Genomic DNA, 26,504 nt, shown 5'->3' on the forward strand with positions numbered 1-26,504 from the left:
AAATGGCTTTTTTCTACAATATATTGATCAGTCTTCTTTCCTTCGGAATGAAGGTCTTTGCCTTGATTAATGATAAAACTAAAAAAGGCGTTGAAGGGAGAAGGCAGTCTTTGGATAAAGTAAAATCTGAATTTTCAGAAACAGATAAGGTCATCTGGATGCATGCGGCAAGTCTGGGTGAATATGAGCAGGGCTTACCTGTTCTGGAGAAACTCCAGGAGAATTTTCCTCAGCACAAAGTTCTTGTGACGTTCTTTTCTCCGTCAGGATATGAAAATGTGGTTAAGAAGAAACACATTGCTGACGTTGTTTGTTATTTACCTTTCGACAATAAAAAGACTGTCAAAGAATTTACAGATCAATTTAATACTGAACTATTTTTTACGGTTAAATACGATTATTGGTACAACCTCCTCGCTGAACTGAAAAGTAAAGGCACAAAAATTTATGTTATTTCGGCGCTGTTCTATGAAAGGCAATCTTTCTTTACTTCCTACGGAAAATGGTTTGTAAAACAGCTTCAGAAAAATGTGGATTGGTTTTTTCATCAGACCCAGTTTTCTTTGGCATTGGCGAAAAGTATAGGACTGGTAAAGTCTTCCGTAACAGGAGATACACGATTTAACAGAGTAAAACAGCTGCGGGAAAGAAATAATCATGTAGATTTCATTGCAGACTTTATTGGCGAAAATAAAGCAATAGTCTTTGGAAGTTCATGGCATGCGGAAGAGAAAATAGCAGAAATGGTTTCCCGTAAAAATAATACGGTAAAACTTATTATCGCACCCCACGATCTGAAAAGAGTAGAGCATTTGAAAAATATATTCCCGGATGCCTTATTGTACAGTGAAATACAAAACACTCAATCTTCAACTTTCAATACTCCCATTCTGATCATAGACAGCATAGGTTTATTGTCCAGATTATATTCTTATGCAGATGTAGCTGTTGTGGGAGGAGGATTTCATGATGCCGGGCTTCACAATATTCTGGAAGCCGCTACTTTTGGTGTTCCGGTGATCTTTGGGAATCACTACAAAAAGAATCCGGAAGCTGACGACCTGATCTCTGCCAATGGAGGGAAATCTTTCTCTGATGAGTATACGGCCTCAGAATTTGTCTTATTTCTAACGAATGAAGATAACAAAGAAGAACTTACTGAAATGTCTCAAAATGCTGAAAAATTTGTAGACGGGAAACCTGATTCTACGAGAATGATTCTTCAGAAAATTCTATCGTAAAAATCCCTGGCTTTTAATATCTTTCATAATCTGATCAATGTTGTCAGGAATCCTGTTACATTCAAACCAGTTAAAGTCAAGACCATTGTTGATGCACAGCTTTTGGAGATAAGGATTCTCTAAAACTTTATTCAGGGTATCACGAAGGTATTCATCAATTTCCATCCAGTAATCTTGATCCAGTTTTTTTATAAGGACCAAAGATTTGAAGATTTTGTTGATGATGTAAATATAAAGTTTGTAAACATTGTCAAACCTTTGTCTGCTGAGATCACCATTATTTTCCAATACCTTGTTCACGAGAAGAAGATTCAGGGAAACCTCTCCGAATTTATCAGTCGTAATTTTTACATGTTCTGTAATTTCAGCACTTATTTTCCGGACAACAGACAGAAAATATTTGGCATTTCCCACGTATTTTGATGCAAGAAGAACCTGTTCCTCCACATGTTCTTCCATGGCATTTCTTTTATCATCGGTAGTTTCCGGATCTATCAGTTCAAAGTAGAGCTTTTTCGACAATAATTTATCCTTTCTCAGGAGTCTGAAAATAAGTTTATCTTTCTCCGTTCCGGAAAAAGCACTCAGCGCAGCTTTGAACTCTTTTGAATATTCCATTAATTAAAAATTTTCGAATATTTCAGGAATCCGTTTACGGCCCAGTTAGCCGTATAATACAATGATTTTACTGTTGAGAATCCCATGAAATCTTTATAGACAAGATACTGATCTTTGATGATATTTTTTTTATTTCTTGAAACACTGTTTTCACGCATTCTGTATTTTGCCAGTGTCTTTTGTACAGGAATTCCTTCCGGAATTACTTTTAAAAGATTCAGCCACATCACATGATCTTCGCGTTTGCTTTTCACTGGGAACAAAAACTTACCAACCCGTTTGGTGTCATACATCGTAGAAACCGGTGCCAGACGGCATGTCTTCAGCAGATTGGAGAAGGTAACCACTTTGTCCGCCAGAAAATCTTTCAGAATAGGCTGAAGTTGTTCGTTACATCTTGAATAGTTACAATATACCAGTTCTGCATTGTGTTCCTGCATATAATCCGTCATTGTTTCCAGATATTCAGGATACCAGTAGTCGTCAGAATCCAGAAACGCAATATATCTTCCCTGGGCTCTTTCCAGGCTGTTGTTTCTTGCATTTCCTGCACCACCGTTTTTCTTCAGTACCTGCAGTTTTATTCTCGGATCATTATATTTTCTGATGATCTCAAGAGTATTATCTTTGGAAAGGTCATCTGTAATCAGCCACTCCCAGTTTTCGTAGGTTTGATTAAGAACAGACTGTATGGTTTCCTCGATAAATTCCGCAGAATTATAACAGGGAGTAATGATGGAGACAAGATCTTTCATTTGTGTTTTTTAAACTGCTAAATTATAAAAATCTTTTTTCATAAAGATGCCATGAGCTTACACCTACCGCAATAACCACCAACATACATACCAAAGCCATTACAAATGGATTGTAATCTTCAAACAATCCTAAAGTCTGAAAAGTTCTGATAATAGGAAAGTGGAAAATATAGATTCCGTAGGTGAAATCACCATATTTTCCAAAATTATTTAAGAATTTGAATGAATAGGCAATGTACATTACGATAACCCCGATCATCATTGGAGAAAAAAGCTGAACTTTTAAAAATAAGTCAATCCACACAGTAACGAATGCAATGATGAAAATGAGATTTTTATGCTGGATGAATTTATCAAAATTAAAGTAAATCAACATTCCAGGGATAAAATAGGATAATGTTCCAGGGAGCTGTTTGGCAATCGAAATTTTATTTAAAGATTCAAAATAATTGAGGTAAATAAGTGATAAGAAGTATAGAATAACCAAACTTACATTTCTGTATTTATTGTTTTTTCCGAAAAGCAAAAACAACAGAGGAACCGCAAAATAGTAGCACATTTCTATTTTCAGTGTCCATAGGGCACCATTCACTGCTTGATTCCCGAAAACTCCGGGAAGCCAGGGTGCTTTAAAGTTTAAAAATAATGAATTCCAAAATAGGTATTTATAAACTTGTGTATTGCTGAAATATTCAATGAAGGAATAGGTACTTACCAGACTTAATAAAATTGCACATAAAAAAATAACCAATAAGTAGGCGGGAACAATTCTTCTGATTCTCTTTTTTAAATAGCTTTTCAGGCTTGAAGACCTTTCATAGCTCCTTGCAATAAGAAATCCGCTCACCGCAAAAAAGCCGAAAACTGCAATTTCTATAGGGCTGTGCTCAAAAATCTTGAGGTCAGGAGAAGCGCTGAGTGTGCCAAGATGTCCCAAAAAGACAATAAAGGCAAGGAGAACACGTATAAAATCAAAATTGTTTCTCGTAATATCCTGCATTTGTATTTTGTTTCCTGCAAAAATAACTTTTTTAATAGAATGAACGATGCTCATGTATTCATTATTTGTTAAATAAAGGGAAAATGAGGTGTCCCTATTTTTAAATATATATAAATAATCGTCGATGAAATAATTTTTCATAAAAAATAGTAATATAAATCAAAAAAATTATAATTTTAGCGCTTGAAAAAATTGATCTATGAAGAAATTAGCATTACTATTTGCAGGTTTATCTTTGTTTGCTGCCGCTACAGGCTGCAGCAGTGACAACGATACTGTTATGGAAGCTCCTCTTGTTGGGACATGGCAACCGTTAAAAGAAGTAGTTACCACTGTGGAAGTTGGTGAAGACCCGGTTTCTAACACGATTACTTATACAGACTGTCAGAAACAGACAAGATGGTGGTTCAGCGCTGACTCCAAAGGAGGGAAAACGAACTGGGGAGATACTGCTACACCTGGTCAGTGTGCTATTCTTTCAGATATAAAATTCAATTATACATATAATAAGGAAGGGAAGGACGTTCAGATGAAAATTCAGGGAATCGTAGAACCACAGAATGCAAAGGTGATTACTTTGGATGCAACAACGCTCAATCTTGCGGTAAGAGAGGAGACTCAGGATCCTACTATATTTCAGACAAGAACATATACCTTCAAGAGAGTTACTCAATAATAGTATATACTTCAGGATATAAAACAGATCTCATCTCCGGATGGGATTTTTTTGTTGAGGTAGAATTTGTAATTCATCATAATTTCAATTTCTATTTACTTTAAAATCATTAATTTTGTGAATCTTGACAAAAAGAAAAAATAATCAGTCTAACATATAACATATATATCAAGTGTTTTACGATCATCAGCAGATAGAAAAAAAGTGGCAGAAATACTGGGAGGAAAATCAAACCTATAAAACCTCTAATAACACAGACAAACCTAAGTTTTATGTACTCGATATGTTTCCGTACCCATCAGGAGCAGGACTTCACGTAGGTCACCCGCTGGGATATATTGCATCGGATATCTATGCGAGATATAAAAGACATCAGGGGTTTAATGTACTCCACCCGGTAGGATATGACAGCTTTGGACTTCCTGCTGAACAATATGCTATTCAGACAGGACAGCATCCGGCTATTACTACAGAACAAAATATCAACAGATATGAAGAGCAGCTGAGAAAAATCGGTTTCTCATTCGACTGGAGCAGAGAAGTAAGAACTTCAGATGCTTCTTATTATAAATGGACACAATGGATTTTTATCCAGTTGTATCATTCGTGGTATAATAAAGATACGGATAAGGCAGAATCTATTGATTCTTTGATTCAGCATTTTGAAGAAAAAGGAACAGAAGGATTAAATGCCAATCAGAATGATGAATTAAATTTCACTTCAGAAGAATGGAAGAATGCTTCCGATATTGATAAAGAAGATATCCTTTTAAACTACCGTCTTGCCTACAGAGCAGAAACGACTGTAAACTGGTGCCCTGCATTAGGAACTGTACTGGCCAACGATGAAGTAAAGGATGGAAAATCCGAAAGAGGAGGATTCCCGGTTTTCCAAAAGAAAATGATGCAGTGGAGTATGAGAATTTCCGCATATTCTGAAAGATTATTACAGGGATTAAACACTCTGGACTGGCCGCAGCCGTTGAAAGATTCCCAGGAGTACTGGATTGGGAAATCTCAGGGAGCACAGGTTCAGTTCAAAGTAGAAGGACATGACGAAACTGTTGAGGTTTTTACAACAAGACCTGATACGATCTTTGGAGCGACCTTTATGGTACTGGCTCCGGAAAATCCTTTAGTGGAAACGATTACTACAGATGCTCAAAAAGTAGAAGTAGATACTTATATTGAAGAAACTTCCAAGAAAACGGAGAGAGACAGAATGTCTGACGTGAAAAACGTGAGCGGAGCTTTCACCGGAAGTTATGCGGTCAATCCGTTCAGCAATGAAAAAATGCCGATCTATATTTCCGACTATGTGTTGATGGGATATGGAACAGGAGCAGTAATGGCAGTTCCGGCACACGATGAGCGTGACCACAGATTTGCTAAGAAATTTAATCTTGAAATCAAGAAAGTTGTAGAAACCGAAGAAGACGTTCAGGAAAAATCTTTTGACTCTAAAGATTCCGTTTGTGTAAACTCTGATTTCTTAAACGGATTACATTATAATGAAGCGAAAGCAAAAATGATTTCTGAGATCGAAGCAAAAGGCATCGGTCACGGAACTACCAACTACAGACAGCGAGATGCTATTTTCTCAAGACAGCGTTATTGGGGAGAACCTGTTCCTATATATTATAAGGATGGAATGCCTTACACGTTGCCAACTTCTGCTTTACCTTTGGAACTTCCTGAAGTTGAAAAATACTTACCAACAGAAGATGGAGATCCGCCGCTAGGAAATGCAAAAGAATTTGCATGGGATGAAGCTAACCAGAAGGTAGTTGCTACAGATCTTATTGATGATAAAACAATTTTCCCGTTAGAATTATCTACTATGCCTGGTTGGGCAGGAAGCTCATGGTACTTCCTTAGGTATATGGATCCTAATGATGAAGAAACTTTTGTTAAAAAAGAATTAGCAGATTATTGGGGACAGGTAGACTTATATATAGGAGGAAGCGAACATGCAACCGGCCACTTATTATATTCCCGTTTCTGGAACATGTTCTTAAAAGACAGAGGCTATATCAGCCATGATGAGCCATTCCAGAAATTGATCAACCAGGGGATGATCTTGGGAATGAGTGCATTTGTGTACAGAATTGACGGAACGAATCAGTATGTATCTAAAAATTTAGCTAAAGATTACAAGACTCAGCAGATTCACGTAGATGTATCCTTATTAAAAGGAACTTCTGACGAATTGGATACTGAAGCCTTCAAAGCATGGAGACCGGATTATGCAGATGCAGAATTTATTCTGGAAGACGGAAAATACATTACAGACCGTGAAGTAGAAAAAATGTCCAAGTCAAAATATAACGTAGTAAATCCTGATGATATCTGTGAAGAGTACGGAGCAGACGGCTTACGTTTATATGAAATGTTCTTGGGGCCACTGGAACAATCCAAGCCTTGGAATACTCAAGGGTTAAGCGGAGTATATGGTTTCCTTAAAAAATTCTGGAACCTGTATTTCAACGGAGATGTATTTGAAGTTTCAGACGAAGAACCTACAAAAGCGGAATACAAAGTTTTACATACCTTAATAAAGAAGGTAGTATATGATATTGAAAACTTCTCTTTCAATACATCCGTATCATCATTTATGATTGCTGTAAATGAGCTTCAGAAAATAAAATGCAACAAGCGCAATATTTTAGAACCGCTTGCCGTTATCATTTCTCCGTATGCTCCTCACATCTGTGAAGAATTGTGGAGTTTATCAGGACACAGTACATCGATAGAATTTGAAAAATTCCCGGCATTGAATGAGGATTATCTGGTTGAAGATGAAATTGAGTATCCGGTAAGCGTAAATGGTAAAATGAAGTTCAAAATTTCGCTTTCAGCTCAATTATCTGCCAAGGAAGTGGAAGATTTGGTGATTTCGAACGAGAAAATGCAACAGATTTTGGAGGGTAAAACCCCTAAAAAAATCATTGTAGTCCCTCACCGTATTGTGAATATCGTAATTTAAAAAAAAATTAACATTGGGAAATTAAAAAAAATGGGTGTCTTATTTTTTTGATTTTTTAATTCAAATGTTAAATTTGGAAAAAATAAATAAAATAATTTAAAATAATTATTATTTCGAAATCGTATTAAAATTTCTTTATCAAAAAAAAGCAAAATGTTTAATTAAGACTCTTGCATTTTAATTAATTTTGCCTTTAATTTACACCCTGTAAAATTTTAAAACAATATAATTTAGTTAAATATGGAAATGAATGTTTCAAAAAATGATGAGCAAGTAGTTGCTAGAAAGGCAGGAGGTTTAAATCCAGCTGTTATTATTCCTATTCTATTTGCTATAGGAGTATGTATTTATTTATTCGTTCTTGGTAGCCCAGGAAACTTTAAAGATGCAGATAAACTAGGAAGTGGTTCTGTAGCTTTTTCAAGTGTTGAAGGAAAAGACATTCACCCAGAATCGTTTTTAGGTATTATCTACAAAGGAGGGGTTATCGTACCAATCTTGATTACTTTCATGATTACTGTAATCGTTTTCTCTTTTGAAAGATATTTCGTTCTTGGTAAAGCAGCTGGAAAAGGAAACTTAGACAACTTTGTTGTACAGGTAAGAAGCTTACTAAACCAAAACAAAATCGACGAAGCTATCGAAGAGTGTGACAGACAACAAGGTTCTGTTGGTAACGTGGTAAAAGAAGGTCTTACTACTTACAAAGCACTTTCTCACGATACTACATTAAATAAAGAGCAGAAAATGGTAGCGCTTAACAAAGCTATCGAAGAAGCTACTACTCTTGAGATGCCAATGCTTGAGAAAAACATGATGATCCTTTCTACTTTAGGTACTGTTGCAACGTTAGTAGCACTACTTGGAACGGTAATCGGGATGATCAAGGCGTTCTTCGCATTAGGTTCAGGAGGTGGTACTCCGGATGCTGCTGCTCTATCTACTGGTATCTCTGAAGCCTTGATTAACACAGCTTTAGGTATTGGTACTTCAGCAATCGCTATTATCCTTTATAACTTCTTTACATCTAAAATTGACGGATTAACTTACAAGATCGATGAGATCTCTATGAGTATCCAACAGTCTTTCGCTGAATTCAACTAAGAATTAGCAAGATATTTGCATTAGCAATTAAAAGAAGTTTAATTAAAAATATTTTATAATAATGGCGAGAGTCAAACCAAAAAGACATGGAGTAATTACGGACATGACTGCAATGTGTGACGTTGCGTTCCTACTCCTTACGTTCTTTATCTTGACCACTCAGTTTAAAAAACCTGACGTGGAGCAGATCAAACCGCCATCTTCAATTTCGGAAAAATTGCTTCCTGATGCTAGTTTAATGACTATCAACGCTACTCCGGACGGAAAATTCTATTTCCAGCCAGTAGAAAATGCATCAGAAAGACTTGCACTTTTGGATAAAATGGGACAAAAGTATGGTATTACTTTTGACAACAACCAAAAAGCAGCTTTCCAGAAAATTCAGGCAATTGGAGTTCCAATGAACCAACTTAAAGGGTATTTGGATCTGCCTGCAGATGAGCAGAAAAATTATAAGAGTCCTACAGGTATTCCTATGGACAGTACAAATAAACAATTAATTGATTGGGTAAAAGAAAGTTTGAGCGTTAACCCTGACTACAAGTTAGCGATTAAAGGTGACGTTACAACTGAGTATCCTAAAGTTAAAAGTCTATTTGAGGGTTTAAGAGATATTGATTTTCTTAAATTTTGGTTGATTACATCACAAGAAGGTAAACCTAACGAATAATATCGATAGAAATGGCAGAAGTACAAGTACAAGAGAAAGGCGGCAAGGGCGGCAAGGTCCGTTCCAAGAAGCAAAGTACCAGAGTCGATATGACTCCGATGGTGGACTTGGGTTTTCTATTGATTACCTTCTTTATGTTCACAACTACGTTCAGTAAACCGAACGTTATGGATTTGGGTCTTCCGGCTAAACCGAAAGATGAAAAACAAAAACCACCTCCAACAGAAATTAAACTTTCTAACTCAATTTCTATCTTATTAGGAAAAAATAACAGAGTTTTCTGGCACCAGCAGGATGCTACTTCCTTGAATGACCAGACTCTTATGGAAACTACCCTTGATAGAGAAGGAATTAGAAAAGTAATTCAGCAGGCAAAATCTAGAGCTGCAGATCAAACGAAATTTACCGTGATCATTAAGCCAACTGACGATGCTGTATATAAGAACTTTGTTGATATTCTTGATGAAATGGCAATTACCAAAAGTGAGCAGTACGGGGTTACTGATATCAAACCTTGGGAAAAAGCTATTTATGAGAAAAAAGTAGGAGGTGCTGCTGCACCGGCTGCTGCTACAAAGTAATTTAACCATAAAATTGTTATATCTAATCTATGGCAGATGAAAATGTATATGGTCAGAATCTTACTTTAGACGAGATCGTATTTGAAAATAGAAACAAGGAATATGGTGCCTATGATCTTAGACATCAGTATCCGAGACTTTTAACCAAGTCTTTTATTATCGGAACAGCATTATTCCTTTTGGCAGCTTTGTCTCCGTTCATCTATCTTACGATTAAAAATCTTACAGCTCCGCCTAAGCAGGAAGTAAAGGCAGATTTGGTAGATATTATCGAAGAAGATCCGATTATCGAGCAGCCTAAAGAAGAAGAACCACCTCCACCACCTCCACCTCCAAAAGAAGAGGAGAAAATTGAGGTTATTCAGAACGTAGTTCCTGAGCCTGTAAAAGCTCCGAAAATTGAAACTCCACCACCGCCGATTTCTAAGCAGTTGGAAACAACAACTGGTTTACAGAATCAGGAGGGGGTAAAAGCTCCGGCTTATACACCACCACCGCCGCCACCATCTACAGGTACTAAAGCTAGTACAGTAGAAGTAAAAGCGAACAACCCTAACGAGATCTATAAAGATGTTGACCAGTCTGCAGAATATCCTGGAGGTATGGGAGCATTGAGAAAGTTCCTGGGTGATAACTTTGATACTTCTTTGATGGAAGGAGGTGAAGGGACACTTAAAGCGAAGCTTAAGTTCGTTGTAGAAAAAGACGGTACTGTTTCGAATGTAACGATTGAAGAAAAATCTCCAAACGGCGACTTCAACAGTGAAGCGATGCGTGTAGTTAAGAAACTTAAAAAATGGACTCCTGCGAAGAGAAACGGGGAGAGCGTTAGATCTTACTATAGCGTACCATTTACGATGAACTTTGAATAAGACTTATTTATTCAAAATATAAATAAAAAGAGAGGCTTATGCTTCTCTTTTTATTTTTTTTGGTATTTTTGTTACATGATGTTCAATTGGTTATCCCTGGTTACGGGATTGTTTTATATCGTTTTAGGAATTGTAGTGATTGTCTACAAATTCTTCTTTACTATTTTAGAGCCTGCTGTTGCTTATGCATTGGGAGTGGTGCTCATTATCTATGGTATTTTCAGAATTTACAGAGCGATCTCAAGAATTAAAAAATCGAGAAATGAAGAATAGTTTCAAGCTTGCAGTAATTTTTGTACTGAGCATAATGCTTGCAAGCTGCAAAAAGGAGAAAAACGCTCCTTCCTATCACAAAGGTGATCTTACCATTTTCACTGATGAATCTTTTCAAAGCGTCACAGAAGCATTAGCTGATGGCTATATGATCAACTATCCTGAAACACATATCAAAGTAGAAACCAAGAAAGAAGACTTAGGACTTCTTGATCTTTTGAAAGGAAGTGCTAAAGTGGTGGTGATGTCCAGAAATCTTAATCCTGAAGAAATTAAAACATATGAGGAAAGAACAGATCTGAAGTTCCTTCCTGCTAAATTTGCTGCGGATGCAGTGGTTTTTGTAGTTCCTAAAGATTCTCCGAAAGAAAGTATTTCAATGGAAGAAATCAGCAGCGGTCTGATGTCTGATAAAAAAGAATTTATTTTTGATGGAACCAACTCCAGTAACCTGAACTTTGTTGCTGAGAAATTAAAAAAACAGCCAAAAGACCTGAAATTTTCCATTATTCCGGGAAATCAGAAGATTATAGAGGAATTGGGGAAATATCCTGATAAAATAGGCGTTATCGGATTGAATACTTTCAGCCGTCCTTATGATAAAACTTCAGAAAAGCTGAGAGACATGGTGAAGGTACTTCCTGTGGTAGAGAAAGGAAAATCGTATACTGCAGATTTTGATGGACTTCGCACGATGGAATACCCGTTTACCAGAGTTCTTTATTTCCTGATTAATGAAGGTAACTTTAATATTGCCAATGGCTTTATAAGATTTTCATGTACCCATTTAGGACAGAAAATTGTGCAGAAAGAAGGCTTACAACCTTATAACATTTATAAGAGAGAAGTTCAGATGCGTTAAAAAATATTAAATTCACAATTTGTCCTTATTAAAAATTTTGATTTGGTCTGAAAATTGTGTATAATAAAACTCAATTATTAGAAAATATAAAATGAAAGATATAATGAATATGAATGTAAAGAAGATTGCTTTTGGAGCAGCCGTGGTATTTTTTACCGGTTTTGCCTCTGCACAAACACTGCAGGATGGTATCAACAGTATAGACAGTGATAAATTTGCGCAGGCAAAAACAAACTTCACTGACATGATCGCTAAAGAGCCTACAGCTGAAAACTACTTCTATTTGGGAAATACTTTCTTAAGACAAGGAGAGCCAGATTACGCTAAAGCAACTGAAAATTTCAATAAAGGCTTAGCGGCTGATGGTAAAAGCTATCTGAACAAAATTGGTTTAGCTGCTGTTAAATTAGGTAAAGGCGATAAAAATGCTGTTGCTGAAATTCAAAAAGTAGTTGCTGATTCAAGAGAAAAAGATGCTGAAGTTCTTTTCAGAGCAGCAGAAGCTTTAACTTTATTCGAGAAAAACAGTTCACCGGACCTGGCAATCCAGTTTTTGACTAAAGCTATTGAAAAAGCTGAGAAAAAAGGTGTTCCTGCACATTATTATTATACATTAGGAGATGCTTACAGATTGAAAAGATCTCCGGGAGAAGCCATGTCTGCTTACGACAAGGCGTTACCTGTAGCAAAAAATAAAGCTTCAGTTTACACGAGAATGGCTACTTTATGGATGGCTGCTCAAGTGTGGCAAAAAGCGAAAGAAAGCGTTGATAAAGCAATTGCTGTAGATCCTACATACGCTCCTGCGTACAAAGCATTGGCTGGTTACGATATCAGATACCAGCAAAATGCAAAGGCTACTCAAGATCTTATCAACTATACAAAATATGCTGATGAAGATCCATATACCCAATTAGAAATTGCAAAACTATATTTCACGAATGAAGATTATGCAAACTCTAAAATGGTATTAGATAAGATTTTTGATAAAATTGATGATCCTATCAAATTCAAATTGAGAGCTTATAATGCATATGCAGATAGAAATTATGCAGACGCCAAGCAAAATATGGATACTTTCGTTTCTCAGGCAGAGAAAACAAGAGTATTGCCTGCAGACCAAGGTTTACAGGGACTTATTGCTGCCGGTTTAGCAAAAGATGAAAAAGATGCTGCTAAAAAATCTGCTTTAATGGCTGAAGCTCAGCAAAAAGTAGGTATTGCAAAAGCTGCTAAGGATGAAACAATGAAGTGGGATCTTGAATTGGCAAACATCGCAGGTGGTGGTGGAGCTTCTCAGGCAGAAGCAGATAAAGGACCTACTACTCCTGAAATTGAAGCATTAAAACAGAAAGTTGCTGCCAACAGCCAGGATTCTGATTCATTATTTAAGTTAGCAACAGCTTACCAGGATGTCAAAAACTGGAATGGAGCAATTCTTACATGGCAAAAAATGTCAGCACTTCTTCCTGATTGGGCTCCGGCATATTACAGCCAGGGGTATTCTTACCAGCAGGCAGGAAACAATGAAGCAGCAAAATTGGCTTATGAGAAATTCATCAGCACAGTAAAACCTGCTGATCAGGAAGCTAACAAACAGACTCTTGCTTACGCTTACTTTGCAGTAGCATATATGAGTAAAGATTCTGATATGGCAAAAGCAAAAGATTATGTAGCTAAATCTTTACAGCTAGACCCTACTTATCAGGATGCTGTAAAATTAAATGCAGAAATCAACAAGTAATTTAAAATTTAAATTATAGATATTAAAACTTCCCATGCGTAATGTTTGGGAAGTTTTTATTTTAAATCCTATCTTTGAGTTTATGAAAACTGATATACTTGCTTTTGGTGCACATCCTGACGATGTAGAACTTGGATGTGGCGGAACTATTGCTAAAATGGTTTCTGAAGGAAAAAAATGCGTTGTTGTAGATCTTACCAGGGGAGAGCTTGGAACAAGAGGTACAGATGAAACCAGAAAGACTGAAGCAGCAGATGCAGCCAAAATCCTTGGGCTTTCCGCAAGAGAGAATCTTGGAATGAAAGATGGATTTTTGGTAAATTCCGAAGAATATCAAATGAGGATTGTAAAAATGATCCGCAAATACAGACCAGAAATCGTCTTGGCTAATGCAATTGATGATAGACACCCGGATCATGCAAAAGGAGCGAAATTAGTGTCGGATGCGTGCTTTTTGTCCGGACTGAGAAAAATTGAAACCGTACTGGAAGGTGAATCTCAGGAAGTGTGGAGGCCAAAACATATTTTTCATTATATTCAGTGGAAAGATATTAAACCGGAATTTGTTATTGACATTTCAGAATACCTGCCTAAAAAACTGGAAGCTTGTATGGCGTACAAAACTCAGTTTTATGACCCAACTTCTAAAGAACCTGAGACTCCCATTACGACAAAAGACTTCTATGAAAGCTTAACGTACCGGGCACAGGATTTAGGACGGTTATCGGGAGTTGCTTATGCTGAGGGCTTTACGTCTGAAAGATTAATTTCTTTGAAAAATTTTGATGGAATTGTTTGGTAGTTGAGGAAATTGTCCTATATTTGCACTCAGAAAACGGTGATTGTAGCTCAGTTGGTTAGAGCGTCGGATTGTGGTTCCGAAGGTCGTGGGTTCGAGACCCATCATTCACCCTAAATTAGCACATTTTCAAAAAGAAAATGTGCTTTTTTTATGTCCCAAAAACAATCAAGTTGTATTGAAATGACACTTTTTGGTGTGTTATTTTTTTTATCCTGGCTTAGAAAAAGTATATTTGCACGATAATTATAAAACATTATCGGGTAATGAAAAAGATCTACTTTTTACTTTTTATATTCAATTTCATTGTAATTTCCTCAACAGTACGATATGTGAATATTAATTCCACCACCGGAAGCGCACCCTACACTTCATGGGCTACAGCAGGCAATGATTTGCAGGAAGTAATCAATAGCAGTCAGATTGGAGATGAAGTCTGGGTTGCCGCCGGAACATATTTTCCTACCAGAGATCCGTTTGGAAATCCTTCTCCTTCAGATATCAGAGATAAGACGTTTTATTTAAAAGATGGTATTTCAGTCTACGGTGGTTTTAATGGAACAGAAACTTCTTTAACAGACCGGAATTTAAACACTAATATAACGCTCTTAAGCGGCGACCTGGGAGATTTAGGAACTAAAAATGATAATTGCTATCATGTGGTGCTGTTTGCAGCGAATATTGCCAGCGCTATTGGAGTAAAATTAGACGGATTTTCCATTTCCAATGGTTTTGCTGTTGGCACTGTTAATAATAATGTAAGCGGAAATATTGTTTCGAGATTAGCAGGTCCTGCTATCTATTTTATTAATGGAAATAATACAATTTCCAATAACAGGATTTATTTGAACTCCGGCTATTCCGGTGGAGGCATTTATACTTCAAATGGTAATAATATCATTTCTAACAATGAGATTTATAATAATAAAGCTTTTTATGACGGCGCAGGTGTGATTGTATTTCAAGGAACCAATACCATTACCAATAACTATATTCACGATAATACTGCTACCGGCGATGGTGGAGGTATCTATGCGGTTTTGGGTGTAAATAATGTAATCAGTAAAAATGTAATTGCTAAAAATAAAGCCGGGATCAGCCAGATTGATACCTATTATTATGGTGGCGGCGGTATTTATACTGAAAAGGGTTCAAATCTCATCGTCAATAATCTGCTTTATGAAAATACTTCAAACTATATGGGAGGAGGAATTTTTCTTTATTACGGAAGCAATAAAGTGATCAATAACACCATTTATAAAAATATAGGAACAAGAGGCGGCGGATTTTTTACCTATCTGGGAAATAATTATGTGAAAAACAATATATTCTGGGGTAATATCAATGGTACGGATAATCAGCCTGGAGCAGATTATAAAAATCATAATGACTGGCCGGCTGAAAATTACTTCTATAATAACCTGTTTCAGTTGCCGCAGGGATTTTATACTTTGGCAAACCAAAATTCTTTATATGGTTATCCTAATAATATATTCCAGACTAATCCTGGTTTTACAGATGAAGCCAATATTTTTGGAGCTGATGGAGTTTTAAGAACTTCAGATGATGGTTTGTCCTTGTTACCCAATAGCGTTGCTGTCAATTACGGAATGCTGACAGATGCGCCCTCAGACGATATAAGAGGAACAGCCCGTATGGGTAATCCAGATGCTGGAGCTTACGAATTGATGGGAAACCTTGGTGTTGCAGAATTACCAATTCACGATTTTAAAATTTATCCAAATCCCACTAAAGATATTTTGAATATAGAAACCAATAATAAAATTTTGAAGGTGGAAGTATTTAATCTATCCGGGCAACTTATAATAACCACAAAAGAATCGAAAATTGATATTTCAGCATTTCTGCCAGGAATTTATATTCTCAACGTAAAGACGGAAAGCAAAATCATTACAGAGAAATTTGTCAAGAAATAATGTACGGATAAATCTTACTTATTTTTAGCCTTTCAAAGTTTGAAAGGCTTTTTTTATTTTTTTTCAGTATCGATAAATCTTTCCTCTATTTACAAAATATTATATAAAAGTTCTTTAAATAAATTCTATGAGTGGTGATCAAAACATTTATATTTGTTTAACCAGAATCGTGAGAAAAATCTCGTTAAAATTACCATAATCAAAGCTATTAACATGAAAAAAATCTTTACAATTCTTATTGTTTTTTTTGCAATAAAATCTTATTCTCAATCAGGTTCCCAATCTTATTATAAACGTCTTTTTGATACAAGAGGTCTTGATCAGTGGGATGGTAATTCAACAAGTCCGGATCAGCTTGAGTTCGCGTGGGCTGTACCGGCCCATATGGAAGCATTGGTTTTAATGTATGAGAAGACAAAAGAACCAAAATATGCCAAAACCTTAATAAAATGTATTGGTAACACTATTGACAGAAGGGATGATCTTAGAGGTCAGGTACCGGGTTTAAGTCAAATTTCTGATTATAGAGATAGTATAGGTCCTGCTTGGTCGAATAATCACTATAATATACCAAAAATGGATTCGGGAGCAACCTATCCTCATCTGGTGCATAGTGCTAATATATTATATCCTATGGCTAAATTTGCAGCAATCGTTAAAAAAGATAACATTATTCAAAACTTAACATATGATTTACCTGGCCGTTATACCGGACAAACCTATAACGCAATTGCCAATGACCTTATCCTGAAAATAAAGGAAACACTTAATTATCATTCAGATCAATGGTTTATAGAGCCAGGTTCTAACAACACCATAGGATATTACAAAGAACGAAGCGATAATAATCTACCAATAGCTTTTCCAGGAGTAATTTTACCATTCAATATGCAAAGTTCTGTTGGAAGGGTGCTTGTACAAATGTACAGAGCAACGAATGAAAACAATTATCTTGTCCAGCTCAATCAAATTGCCAATTTTATAAAAGCAAATACACAACTTAATACCAACTTAGGATCTAATGTCTGGACCTACTGGAAGTATGATACTTTACGTGAAGATATTTCCCATGCTGATTTGACTGCTGCTTTTCCTTATGAATGTAATAGGTATGGTATTTCAATCAATGGAAGCCTTATTTATACCACTGCAGATATCAATGCCTATACTAAAACACTGACAAAAGATATTTATATCTCTCCTTTACATATAAAAAATGGGGTTAATTATAATGGTGAAAATTGGAATATCAAGTATAATATTAATACCTCTGATCCTACTGTGACTCCTAGATACGGTACTTATACCGCTTATTTATGGTTGTATTTATCTCAATATGATGATCAAATGTTATATCAGATCGTTTCAGATCTGCAGGCTGCTAAAAATTATTATAGCAATATAACGGTATTTGATTCTTCAATAACTTGGGCACTTTTATCAAATTTTGAACACTTAGTTGTGCCTGTCAATACGGATCATGAATATGGAGAAGACTCCGATTGGAGAGGTATTGCCAGTGGTAATTTCGATGGAGATAGCGATGATGAATTTGTTGTTATCAGAAATTTTGACGGCTTAATGCAGACCTTAGAACCCCACGACAGAGCCTTCCGACAGGTTACCACCAGTAAAGTATATGGTGGTTCCAATAACTGGAAAGGATTGGCTGCAGGCGACTTTTTTGGAGATAATAAAAGTGAGATCATAGCTTTAAATGATCATGCAGATGCTACCGAAAATGGTCTTTATGTCCTAAAAGTTGAAAATGGTAATATTGCTGAGCATGCTAAATATACAGGATGGGGAACCCAGTCCGAATGGGCAGGGGTTGTTGCAGGAAATTTTATAAGTGGAGGAAAAGATGATGTTATCACAGTAAGAAATTTTAATAAAGAAGTTAGGGTATATAAATTTGTTGGCACAGATATACAGTCAGTATATGTCAATACACTTAACTTGGCTGCAAGTTCTAAAATTAAAGCGGTAGCATCAGGTGATTTAGATAAAGATGGCAAAGATGAGATTGTGCTGCTTGTTGATGCGGATGATAGTAATGCTGTAAATAATGGTATCCATGTTTATCGTGTAAACGATAGTGGTGTTCTCACAAAAATTACTGAATTTACAAATTGGGGCTCTGCTTCAGATTGGAAGGGGCTTGCTGTTGGAGATATTGACGCCGATGGTGCTGCTGAAATTATTGCTCACAGGAATTTTGATGGGGATTATAAATTATTTAAACTGAATGGGAATAGCTTATCCGGCATTACTTCTGAAAAATTTCCTGTTCTGCAAACCAAAAACAATGTAATGTGCTTCGGAAATTTTGATTCAAGTACTAAGAATGAAGAGTTGGCTACCCTTAGAAAAGATGGGGGAATTGTCATGTTTTCTGCCGCAAATGTTACAAATAATAGTGTGAACAGCATGAATAACAGAAATTCAGAAGATCCATGTCAGAATGAGCTGCCAGATGTGTTATACAGTTTCCTGAAATCAGCACCTTTTGATAAAGAAGATTCAAAAGAAATAGTATCAGTAAAATACGAAAAAAGGAAATAACTAGTTAATATTCAATATAAACGGGCTTTAGCCCGTTTTTTTATATTTAAACAATTTCAGAGCACAAAAAAAGCATCTTTTTCAGATGCTTGTGTTTTTAGATATTCTTTTTTAAACTTCGTCGTCAGAATCAATTGTAAAAGATCTGCTTTTGAAGTCTTTGTCATGTTTTTCTGAAATTACATCCTCACCCTTTTCATTAATGATGAAATCTGTGGACTCATTAAACATCTCCTGGAAACTTTTAAAATCTTCCTTGTAAAGGTAAATTTTATGCTTCTCGAATGTAGCTTCCCCATTCTCTCCGAAATTCTTCTTACTCTCAGTGATTGTAAGATAATAATCTCCTGCTTTCGTCTCGCGCACATCAAAGAAATAAGTTCTTCTCCCTGCTTTTAACACCTTCGTGAAAATCTCATTTTCATGGCGTTCCTTGTATTCACTCATTGTTAGATATTTTTTAATCTTGTTAAGAACAAATATAAAAGAATTCTTTTAATCACAAAATTTTTTTTATGATTTATTTAACAATTGAGAATGAAATGGCTAAGCGGTTACAGAATTGGCAATTTCAGTAAGGTTGATAATTTGATGGGCTTTTTGAGCGCTAGACTCTCTGTGTGTGATAATTATGGAAGTGGCATTGCTGATTTTTCTATCAATATTTTCCAGAATATTCTGCTCAGTTTCTGTGTCTAAAGCAGACAAGGAATCGTCAAAAATGATAATATTGGGGTCCTTAATTAAGGCTCTTGCGATACAAATTCTCTGCTTTTGTCCCCCCGAAAGCATTACTCCGCGTTCACCAACAAGTGTTTTATATTGATCTTTAAACTCTACAATATTCTTATGAACATCTGCAATTTTTGAGTATTCTACTACTTTCTCGTGAGAAGGATGATCAATGGCAAAACCAATATTATTTTCAATAGAATCAGAAAATAAGTAACTTTCCTGAGGAATATACCCGATAAAGTTTCTGTAGTTCTCCAGATTATGATCCTTCAGGTTTTTGCCATCAATTAAAATTTCCCCTTCTGTAGGATCTATTAATCTGCACAACAGCAAGGCAATTGTTGATTTTCCACTACCGGTTTTACCCATAATAGCCAATGACTCTCCGGCTTTTACTTTAAAACTTAAATTATCCAGTGCCCTGATTCCCGTATTTGGATATACATAAGAAACGTTTCTGAATTCAATATCTCCTTTGATAGGATAGTTTTCAAAATTGGTATTAATGATCTCCGATTTCTTATCCATGAATTCATTGATCCTCTGCATAGACGCTTCAGCTCTCTGATTCACAGAAGTTACCCATCCTACCATAGAGAACGGGAAAATCAGGGTGTTGATATACATGAAGAAATCAGCAATCTTACCGATACTTAATTCTCCGGCAATATATTTGGCACCTCCAATCCAGATGATGGCTACGTTTAATAAACCGATAACGAAAAGAATAATGGTGAAGAAATAGGCTTCTGTCTTGGCCAGATCCAAGGCTTTGTTTTGATAATCAGTAACTTTGATGCCATAGTTTTTTTCGATATATTTTTCTCTGGCGAAAAATTTTACCACACGGATTCCGGAAAAGCTGTCCTGTACAAAAGTTGAAATCGCAGACTGGCTTTTCTGCATGATTTTTGACTTTTTATTGATGATTGAACTTACCTTATAAATAGCATACGATAAAATAGGAAGAGGAAGTAAAGTCCACATCGTCATGGAAGCATCTGTTTTTACCATGTAGATCGCCGTTATCAATACTAAGACAATCAGATTGGCTACATACATGACCCCGGGACCAAGATACATTCTTACTGCAACAACATCTTCGCTCAATCTGTTCATTAAGTCTCCGATGGTGGTCTGTTTATAATCCGTTAAAGATAAATCCTGATAATGTCTGTAGATTTTATTTTTAAGTTCATATTCTATTCTCCTTGACGCAACAATAATGGTCTGTCTCATCATAAAAGTGAAGAATCCGGTTAAAAGAGAACATCCTACAATAATTCCAACATAGATTAAAACCTGTTGGTTGAAGCCGAGATTCCCATTTTTTGTAAGTTCATCAACAGATTTTCCTACAAACTGAACCTTATATATATTAAAGAAATTACTGGCAATGATAAAGAGTACCCCCCAAAACAATAGTATTTTGTGTTTCCAAAAATAAGGGTTTAAGGTTTTTAGCGCTTTCATATAGTTTGACAAAATTACAAAAATGTCATCACACTACGAATTTCATCAATTTTAAATTTTGTATCTTTGCAGCCATAAAAAAGCTCTTTGAATGTTAGGAAGACGACAAATCCGTGAAAAAGTAGTACAGACCGTGTATTCTTACTACCAAAATCCTGTAAAATTTGATGTTTTAGAGAAAAACATGTTTGCCGGGATAGAGAAAATCTATTATCTATACATCTATCAGCTCAACTTTTTGGTGGGTCTGAAAGATTTGGCAGAGAATCAGATCGAAATTGGTAAGAATAAATTTCTTAAAACTGATGCTGATATTAATCCTAACCAAAAATTCATCAACAACCAGGTATTGCGTAAACTGGAAGAAAATCCTGAAAGATTATTTTTTACAGGTCAGCACAAGCAATTGAAATGGGATATGCATGATGACTTATTGGTAAAAACTTTCCAGAGAATTACTGCTGGAAAACGTTATCAGGATTTCATGAAAGAAGAAGGATATTCTTTTGAAGAAGATCAGAAATTTATTGGGAAATTATTCTTAAGATATATTGCTGAGAATGAAGATTTTCATGATTATTTAGGTGATAAGGAACTTTCATGGTATGATGATATCCATATCGCCAATTCAATGGTACAAAAAACAATCGGTTTCCTGAGAGAAGATGAAGAAAGCAGAACTTTGATCAAAATGATTAAAGATGAAGAAGATAAAACATTTGCTGCAAAATTGTTGAGAGATACCCTGAACAACTGGGAGAACAATGAAAAGAAGCTGGAAGAAAGACTCGAAAACTGGGATCTGGAAAGAGTTTCTCTTATGGATAAAGTAATTTTATCTACAGCTATTGCAGAGCTTGACAACTTTGCTTTCACACCTTCAAGAGTGATCATTAATGAATATATTGAAATTGCGAAAGTATTTGCTACAGACCGTTCCAATATCTTCATCAATGGTATTTTAGATAAATATTGTAAAGATCAAAATAGAATATAAAATGAAAAAGACGTTATCAATTATCGCCTTGTCAATTATAGGCTTTGGGTTAGTTTCATGTAAAAAAGAAAACAAAGAAACTCAAAGTACGGAAACTGCAACTACTGATTCTGCAGCTGTTGCGGCTCCGGTAACCACTGATTCTACAGCAGCAGCTGTAACCGGTGAAACGGCAGCTCCGGTTTCCAACGAACCATCTACTTCTGTAGCTTTATCTGAAAACAACTTTGATTTTGGTAAAATCAAAAAAGGAGATAAAGTAGAGCATGTATATGAAATTACCAATACAGGGAAAAATCCATTAATTATTTCTGAAGTGAAGCCAGGATGCGGATGTACAGCTCCTGATTTTACAAAAGAGCCAATCATGCCGGGTAAAAAAGGAAAAGTTACTTTGCACTTTGATTCTTCAAGCTTCGACGGAAATGTTCAGAAGTATGCTGACGTTTTTGCAAACGTAGAAAAATCGCCAATCAGATTAACGTTCACAGCGAACATTCAACCATAATATTTAAAATATGTTGACATTATTTTTACAGGCACAGCCACAAGGATCTTCATCAATGATGATGATAGCAATGGGTGTGATGTTCGTAGGGTTTTATTTCCTGATGATCAGACCTCAGATGAGAAAGCAAAAGCAGGAGAAAAACTTTCAGGAAAACCTTAAAGTAGGAACAAGAGTAGTTCTTACATCGGGTCTTCATGGAAGAATTGCTCAGGTTCAGGATGATGGTTTTGTTATTGAAACATTATCCGGAAAACTGAAATTCGAAAAAGCAGCGGTTTCAAGAGAAATGACAGAAGCGCGCTTTGGAGCAAAATCTGCTGATAAGGCAGATGACAAAAAAGAGACAGCCACTGAAGAAAAGAAATAATTCAGTCTGAAAATATTTAGCTGCGGCGGGTGAACTTTGTTCACCCGCCGCAGCTTTTTATAAGATTTTGATCTCATAAGTCGTATTTACTTCCCATATTTTTAATATGTTTGGCTGCTTTTGGGTCCAATTGTGAAAGCAATGAGTGGGAATAGTGTTTAATAAAAAAATTATCTTTGCTTCATGAATCAAAACACAAACAAAACCGTTCTTATTCTTGGTGCTAATTCAGATGTAGCAAAACAATGTATGATACAATATGTTGAAAAAGGATTCACAGTCATTGCTGCTTCCCGAAATACAACATCTCTGGATCATTTTGTTGATTCAAATAATCTTGACCGCTCAAAAGTTTCTATTTTGTATTTTGATGCTGCTGATTTTGGTTCTCATCATCAGTTTTATTACAATCTTTCTGTAAAGCCTCATATTGTAGTCTATGCTGCAGGTTTTTTAGTAGACAACCAACAAGCTCTCACTGATTTCAAGGGAGCAAAGCAAATGATGGAGGTCAATTATATGGGAGGTGTGTCTATTCTGAGTATTATTGCAATGGATAAAAGCAATACGAACCTGGAAAGAATAATTGGTCTTTCATCCTTGTCAGGGGTAAAAGGGAGAAAAAGCAATTTTGTCTACGGAAGTACCAAGGCTGCATTTACGCAGTTTCTGGCAGGGCTGAGGCAGGAATTAGCTTCCCGTAAAATCATCGTGAATGCTTTGATTATCGGGTATATCAGAACAAAAATCAATGAAGGATTGGAACTGAATCAATCCCTGATCATGGAACCGGATTATGTGGCGAAATTTATTGTCGGTGCAGGAAACTCTTTTACCATTGTTCCAAATTTTAAATGGAAAATGATTTATCATATTCTTAGACTTTTGCCGGAAAGCCTGGTTGCGAAATTACCTTAATGAATTTTCATTAATATTATTTTTCTTTAATAGCAGACAGTTCGGTATCGTTTTTGTAATTCTATGTCCCAAAAATTATTTCTTCCTGCAAGATTCAGTTTCTGAATGATTATTGAATAAAGCTGAAACATTCTTTTTCTGCTGTCAATCTATTTCAAGGATAAATATGATTCACCTTCGCTCAGGTAGGGAAGGGTAGAATTCTTTTTTCAAATCCTGCAGAAGATATCAATGCTGTATTGATATAATATTGATATAAATAGTAACACATAGTATAAAAATGGACGATTTAGAATTGAACAAGATTCAACAACACTGGGACACCTTAATTTCTTCAGCAATTTCATGGGCACCGAGGATTTTTACTGCAATCATTTCTGCATTATTAATTTACCTGATTGGCTCATGGATGATCAGAATGATCAAAAAGCTGGTTGAAAAAGCTTTCAAAAAACGAAACATGGAAGCTTCGCTCCAGCACTTTCTTTTAAATATTATCAACTGGGGATTGAATATTCTTTTGTTTATTGTTGTTGTAACACAGCTTGGAGTACAGACTTCTGCATTTGTTGCCATGATTGGTGCCGCAGGTCTGGCAGTAGGTTTAGCCTTACAGGGATCCTTAACGAATTTTGCAGGTGGAATTTTAATTTTATTATTAAAACCTTTTAAAATCGGAGATTTTATTTCTACCAGTTCAGGTGTGTCAGGAACTGTACAGGCTATTGATATTTTTCATACAAAGCTGGTTACACCACAAAACCAACTGATTGTTATTCCTAATGGGGTAGTGTCAAATAATAGCATTACCAATTTTACCCAGCTGGGAACAAGAAGAACATCATTGGATATCGGAGTTGCTTATGATGCGGATCTTAGGCAGACCAAGGATATTCTAATGGAAGTTATTAAAAATAATCAATATGCTCTTGAAACACCTGCGCCCCAGGTAGTAGTAACAGAGCTTGGAGACAGTGCTGTCAATGTATCGGTAAGAGTAAGTACTTCCACTGAAAACTTCTGGACAATGAATGAAGAATTAATCATCGGTTGTAAAGAAGCTCTCGATAAAGCAGGAATCGGAATTCCTTTTCCTCAAAGGGATGTGCATATTTACAATCAATAATTATATTTAATTTTTTTAAAGAAACTCCTGCGTTATATTATGTGGGAGTTTTTATTACTGAGTTATGCGAATAACTGCTGTTGCTACAAATATTTAAGATTAATATTGCCTGCTCAAATATTACATTATATTTGCAAAAAATTACTAACTATGATTAATAAACTGCTCCTTTTTATAGGAATTTTTAGTGCAGTAACATCTGTAACAGCACAAAGCCAATTTTTAGATCCTTCTTTTGGCAATAATGGAATATATACATACACGCCTAACAATGCATACGGATTTATTTATGAAACCGGAGCTTTTACTGCACAGCAGAAAATTATGGTAAGTGGAACCTTTTACAATATACCCAATAGCAGTCAGTCTACTACCAATGTAATTCAAAGGCTGAATGCTGATGGTACTATAGATAACAGTTTCAATACAGTATTTATTCCGCCAGTTTCTTCCAACCCGATTTCCCGTTTGATTAAAATGTGTATTCAGCCTGATCAAAAAATTATCCTTGGTGATATTTTGGGCAATAAGTTAATCCGGTTGAATGAAAACGGAACTTATGATATAGGGTTTGGTACTAATGGAGTGGTTGCTAATTCTGTATTTAACTCATTTTTTGACACCCTTGGACTGTCTGGCCCTTTTAATTTTCATAATGTAATTTTAACTAGTAATAACAAAATTTTGCTGTGCACAACAGTAGTAGATAACCAGTTATCAAAATTAGCCGTTCTCCGCCTTAATGAAAATGGTTCTATTGATACCACGTTTGGAAATAATGGTCTTGTGCTGCAGGAAGCAAATTTAGGACGCCTGGTACTTCAAAATGATTCAAAATTACTATTAATCGGGCAAAAAACAGATGGACAATTTATAAAGTCAAGGTATTCTGCAGATGGCATTTTAGATACTACTTATAATAATAATTCGATATCTTATACCCCGATTCAAAATTATTCAACTTATTTCTGTACGGCAACAGGTAAAGATAATAACACTTACATATATGGAGTTTCGTCTTCTGCTGCTTCACCAGTATCTCTGATCACGTTGATGAAATTAAATCAAAATGGAGATCTGGACAATAGTTTTGGAACGAATGGTATTGTTAATGAATCTTACTATAATAGCAATAATTATTATGTTGACAATAATATCCTTTATCCTACTTTATTATTAGATAATAGCAACCATTTATTTTTGGTATGTATGGCAAGCCCCACGGGAAACGCAGCAGACCTTAACCAATTTATCAAAAAATTTAATACGGATGGTTCCGTAGATTTGGGTTTTGGGAATAACGGAATAGTTGATGTTGATTTAAATTATAAGGAATTTATGAGATCTGCAATCATGACGGCTGATCAGAAAATATTGATTTTTGGAAATCATCAGACGCCGAATAAAGGTATTATTACAAAGGTTTTAAATAATGGAAATATATTAACGGCTAAAGAGGAGAGAATTAAGGATGAAAGTGTAAGTATATATCCTAATCCTGTAAAGAATATCCTGAATATTAATTCCAGAAAAATGAAGGATAATAATGTAGAAATTACAGATGCAAGTGGAAGAAATATATTGAAAGCAATTATTAAAGATAATAAGATAGACGTTAGTAATCTTGAACACGGGATATATTATCTGAAAATCGGAAGTATAACCAACAAATTTATAAAGGAATAAAAAAGAGA

At 35.6% G+C, this 26,504-nt stretch carries 24 protein-coding genes and 1 tRNA gene; 20 read left to right on the top strand and 5 right to left on the bottom strand.

Annotated elements, in window-relative coordinates; all coding sequences use genetic code 11:
* The first annotated feature begins 2 nt into the window (after window positions 1-2).
* Entirely contained in the window at window positions 3-1,241 is a 1,239-nt protein-coding gene (locus tag AB1278_RS03405; protein ID WP_395971788.1) for a 3-deoxy-D-manno-octulosonic acid transferase, read from the top strand.
* Here the strand turns inward: AB1278_RS03405 and AB1278_RS03410 are convergent.
* From AB1278_RS03410 to AB1278_RS03420, 3 genes are read right to left on the bottom strand one after another with little or no spacing between them, the layout of a single operon-like run.
* A complete protein-coding gene (locus AB1278_RS03410) occupies window positions 1,233-1,859 on the bottom strand; it encodes a deoxyuridine 5'-triphosphate nucleotidohydrolase (RefSeq protein WP_343643692.1) in 627 nt (208 codons plus the stop codon). The two genes, AB1278_RS03405 and AB1278_RS03410, sit on opposite strands and share 9 nt — an antisense overlap.
* Entirely contained in the window at window positions 1,859-2,614 is a 756-nt protein-coding gene (locus tag AB1278_RS03415) for a glycosyltransferase family 2 protein (protein WP_202841548.1), read from the bottom strand. The genes AB1278_RS03410 and AB1278_RS03415 overlap by 1 nt, the downstream gene beginning before the upstream one ends.
* 22 nt (window positions 2,615-2,636) lie before the next feature.
* Window positions 2,637-3,668, bottom strand: coding sequence for an acyltransferase family protein (locus AB1278_RS03420; protein ID WP_171006308.1), 1,032 nt, complete (start codon window positions 3,666-3,668; stop codon window positions 2,637-2,639).
* A 145-nt stretch (window positions 3,669-3,813) separates the two neighbouring features.
* Here AB1278_RS03420 and AB1278_RS03425 point away from each other — a divergent pair, with 145 nt between their 5' ends.
* The 13 genes from AB1278_RS03425 (at window position 3,814) to AB1278_RS03485 (ending at window position 18,683) form a co-directional block, all read left to right on the top strand.
* Window positions 3,814-4,290, top strand: coding sequence for a lipocalin family protein (locus tag AB1278_RS03425; protein WP_429812435.1), 477 nt, complete (start codon window positions 3,814-3,816; stop codon window positions 4,288-4,290).
* Between the two features lie 172 nt (window positions 4,291-4,462).
* Entirely contained in the window at window positions 4,463-7,276 is a 2,814-nt protein-coding gene (gene leuS, locus AB1278_RS03430) for a leucine--tRNA ligase (RefSeq protein WP_429812438.1), read from the top strand.
* A gap of 240 nt (window positions 7,277-7,516) precedes the next feature.
* Complete coding sequence (locus AB1278_RS03435) at window positions 7,517-8,380, top strand: MotA/TolQ/ExbB proton channel family protein (protein WP_076594929.1); 864 nt, start codon at window positions 7,517-7,519, stop codon at window positions 8,378-8,380.
* A 61-nt stretch (window positions 8,381-8,441) separates the two neighbouring features.
* Window positions 8,442-9,050 carry an ExbD/TolR family protein gene (locus tag AB1278_RS03440; protein WP_047435560.1) on the top strand — a complete coding sequence of 203 codons (609 nt, stop codon included), beginning with the start codon at window positions 8,442-8,444 and terminating at the stop codon, window positions 9,048-9,050.
* 11 nt (window positions 9,051-9,061) lie between these two features.
* A complete protein-coding gene (locus AB1278_RS03445) occupies window positions 9,062-9,631 on the top strand; it encodes an ExbD/TolR family protein (RefSeq protein ID WP_202841545.1) in 570 nt (189 codons plus the stop codon).
* Window positions 9,632-9,660: 29 nt separating this feature from the next.
* Window positions 9,661-10,503: an energy transducer TonB gene (locus AB1278_RS03450; protein WP_062675757.1), complete on the top strand. Its 843-nt coding sequence runs from the start codon at window positions 9,661-9,663 to the stop codon at window positions 10,501-10,503.
* Between the two features lie 75 nt (window positions 10,504-10,578).
* The gene (locus tag AB1278_RS03455; RefSeq protein WP_171006307.1) at window positions 10,579-10,776 is read left to right on the top strand and encodes a DUF308 domain-containing protein; all 198 of its coding nucleotides are present in this window, start codon (window positions 10,579-10,581) and stop codon (window positions 10,774-10,776) included.
* Window positions 10,766-11,638, top strand: coding sequence for a PstS family phosphate ABC transporter substrate-binding protein (locus AB1278_RS03460; RefSeq protein ID WP_429812445.1), 873 nt, complete (start codon window positions 10,766-10,768; stop codon window positions 11,636-11,638). Before AB1278_RS03455 ends, AB1278_RS03460 begins: the two co-directional genes overlap by 11 nt.
* Before the next feature lie 91 nt (window positions 11,639-11,729).
* A complete protein-coding gene (locus tag AB1278_RS03465) occupies window positions 11,730-13,382 on the top strand; it encodes a tetratricopeptide repeat protein (RefSeq protein ID WP_202841542.1) in 1,653 nt (550 codons plus the stop codon).
* 82 nt (window positions 13,383-13,464) lie between these two features.
* Window positions 13,465-14,184, top strand: a complete 720-nt coding sequence (gene bshB1 / locus AB1278_RS03470) for a bacillithiol biosynthesis deacetylase BshB1 (RefSeq protein WP_062675760.1) — start codon at window positions 13,465-13,467, stop codon at window positions 14,182-14,184.
* A gap of 35 nt (window positions 14,185-14,219) precedes the next feature.
* Window positions 14,220-14,295: transfer RNA gene (locus AB1278_RS03475), tRNA-His, on the top strand.
* Between the two features lie 152 nt (window positions 14,296-14,447).
* Window positions 14,448-16,118 (top strand): right-handed parallel beta-helix repeat-containing protein, encoded by a 1,671-nt coding sequence (locus AB1278_RS03480; protein ID WP_429812449.1) that lies wholly within the window; start codon window positions 14,448-14,450, stop codon window positions 16,116-16,118.
* Between the two features lie 213 nt (window positions 16,119-16,331).
* Window positions 16,332-18,683, top strand: a complete 2,352-nt coding sequence (locus tag AB1278_RS03485; protein ID WP_202841540.1) for an FG-GAP repeat domain-containing protein — start codon at window positions 16,332-16,334, stop codon at window positions 18,681-18,683.
* Window positions 18,684-18,794: 111 nt separating this feature from the next.
* On the opposite strand, the gene AB1278_RS03490 is transcribed toward AB1278_RS03485, so the two are convergent.
* Window positions 18,795-19,130, bottom strand: a complete 336-nt coding sequence (locus AB1278_RS03490; protein ID WP_027375472.1) for a DUF3276 family protein — start codon at window positions 19,128-19,130, stop codon at window positions 18,795-18,797.
* 99 nt (window positions 19,131-19,229) lie between these two features.
* Complete coding sequence (locus tag AB1278_RS03495) at window positions 19,230-20,891, bottom strand: ABC transporter ATP-binding protein (protein WP_429812454.1); 1,662 nt, start codon at window positions 20,889-20,891, stop codon at window positions 19,230-19,232.
* A 91-nt stretch (window positions 20,892-20,982) separates the two neighbouring features.
* Here AB1278_RS03495 and AB1278_RS03500 point away from each other — a divergent pair, with 91 nt between their 5' ends.
* The 6 genes from AB1278_RS03500 to AB1278_RS03525 all read left to right on the top strand — a co-directional run bounded on the left by AB1278_RS03500 (window position 20,983) and on the right by AB1278_RS03525 (window position 26,496).
* Window positions 20,983-21,888 carry a transcription antitermination protein NusB gene (locus AB1278_RS03500; RefSeq protein ID WP_110008282.1) on the top strand — a complete coding sequence of 302 codons (906 nt, stop codon included), beginning with the start codon at window positions 20,983-20,985 and terminating at the stop codon, window positions 21,886-21,888.
* Between the two features lies 1 nt (window position 21,889).
* Entirely contained in the window at window positions 21,890-22,396 is a 507-nt protein-coding gene (locus tag AB1278_RS03505; protein ID WP_429812457.1) for a DUF1573 domain-containing protein, read from the top strand.
* A gap of 10 nt (window positions 22,397-22,406) precedes the next feature.
* A complete protein-coding gene (gene yajC, locus AB1278_RS03510; RefSeq protein WP_202841537.1) occupies window positions 22,407-22,766 on the top strand; it encodes a preprotein translocase subunit YajC in 360 nt (119 codons plus the stop codon).
* Window positions 22,767-22,949: 183 nt separating this feature from the next.
* Window positions 22,950-23,684 (top strand): SDR family NAD(P)-dependent oxidoreductase, encoded by a 735-nt coding sequence (locus AB1278_RS03515; protein WP_202841535.1) that lies wholly within the window; start codon window positions 22,950-22,952, stop codon window positions 23,682-23,684.
* Window positions 23,685-23,964: 280 nt separating this feature from the next.
* The gene (locus AB1278_RS03520) at window positions 23,965-24,810 is read left to right on the top strand and encodes a mechanosensitive ion channel family protein (protein ID WP_202841532.1); all 846 of its coding nucleotides are present in this window, start codon (window positions 23,965-23,967) and stop codon (window positions 24,808-24,810) included.
* A 150-nt stretch (window positions 24,811-24,960) separates the two neighbouring features.
* Window positions 24,961-26,496: a T9SS type A sorting domain-containing protein gene (locus AB1278_RS03525; protein WP_202841530.1), complete on the top strand. Its 1,536-nt coding sequence runs from the start codon at window positions 24,961-24,963 to the stop codon at window positions 26,494-26,496.
* Window positions 26,497-26,504: the final 8 nt, after the last annotated feature.

The sequence above is a fragment of the Chryseobacterium sp. NRRL B-14798 genome (assembly GCF_050470705.1).
In the GTDB taxonomy this organism is placed as follows: Bacteria; Bacteroidota; Bacteroidia; order Flavobacteriales; family Weeksellaceae; genus Chryseobacterium; species Chryseobacterium cupriresistens.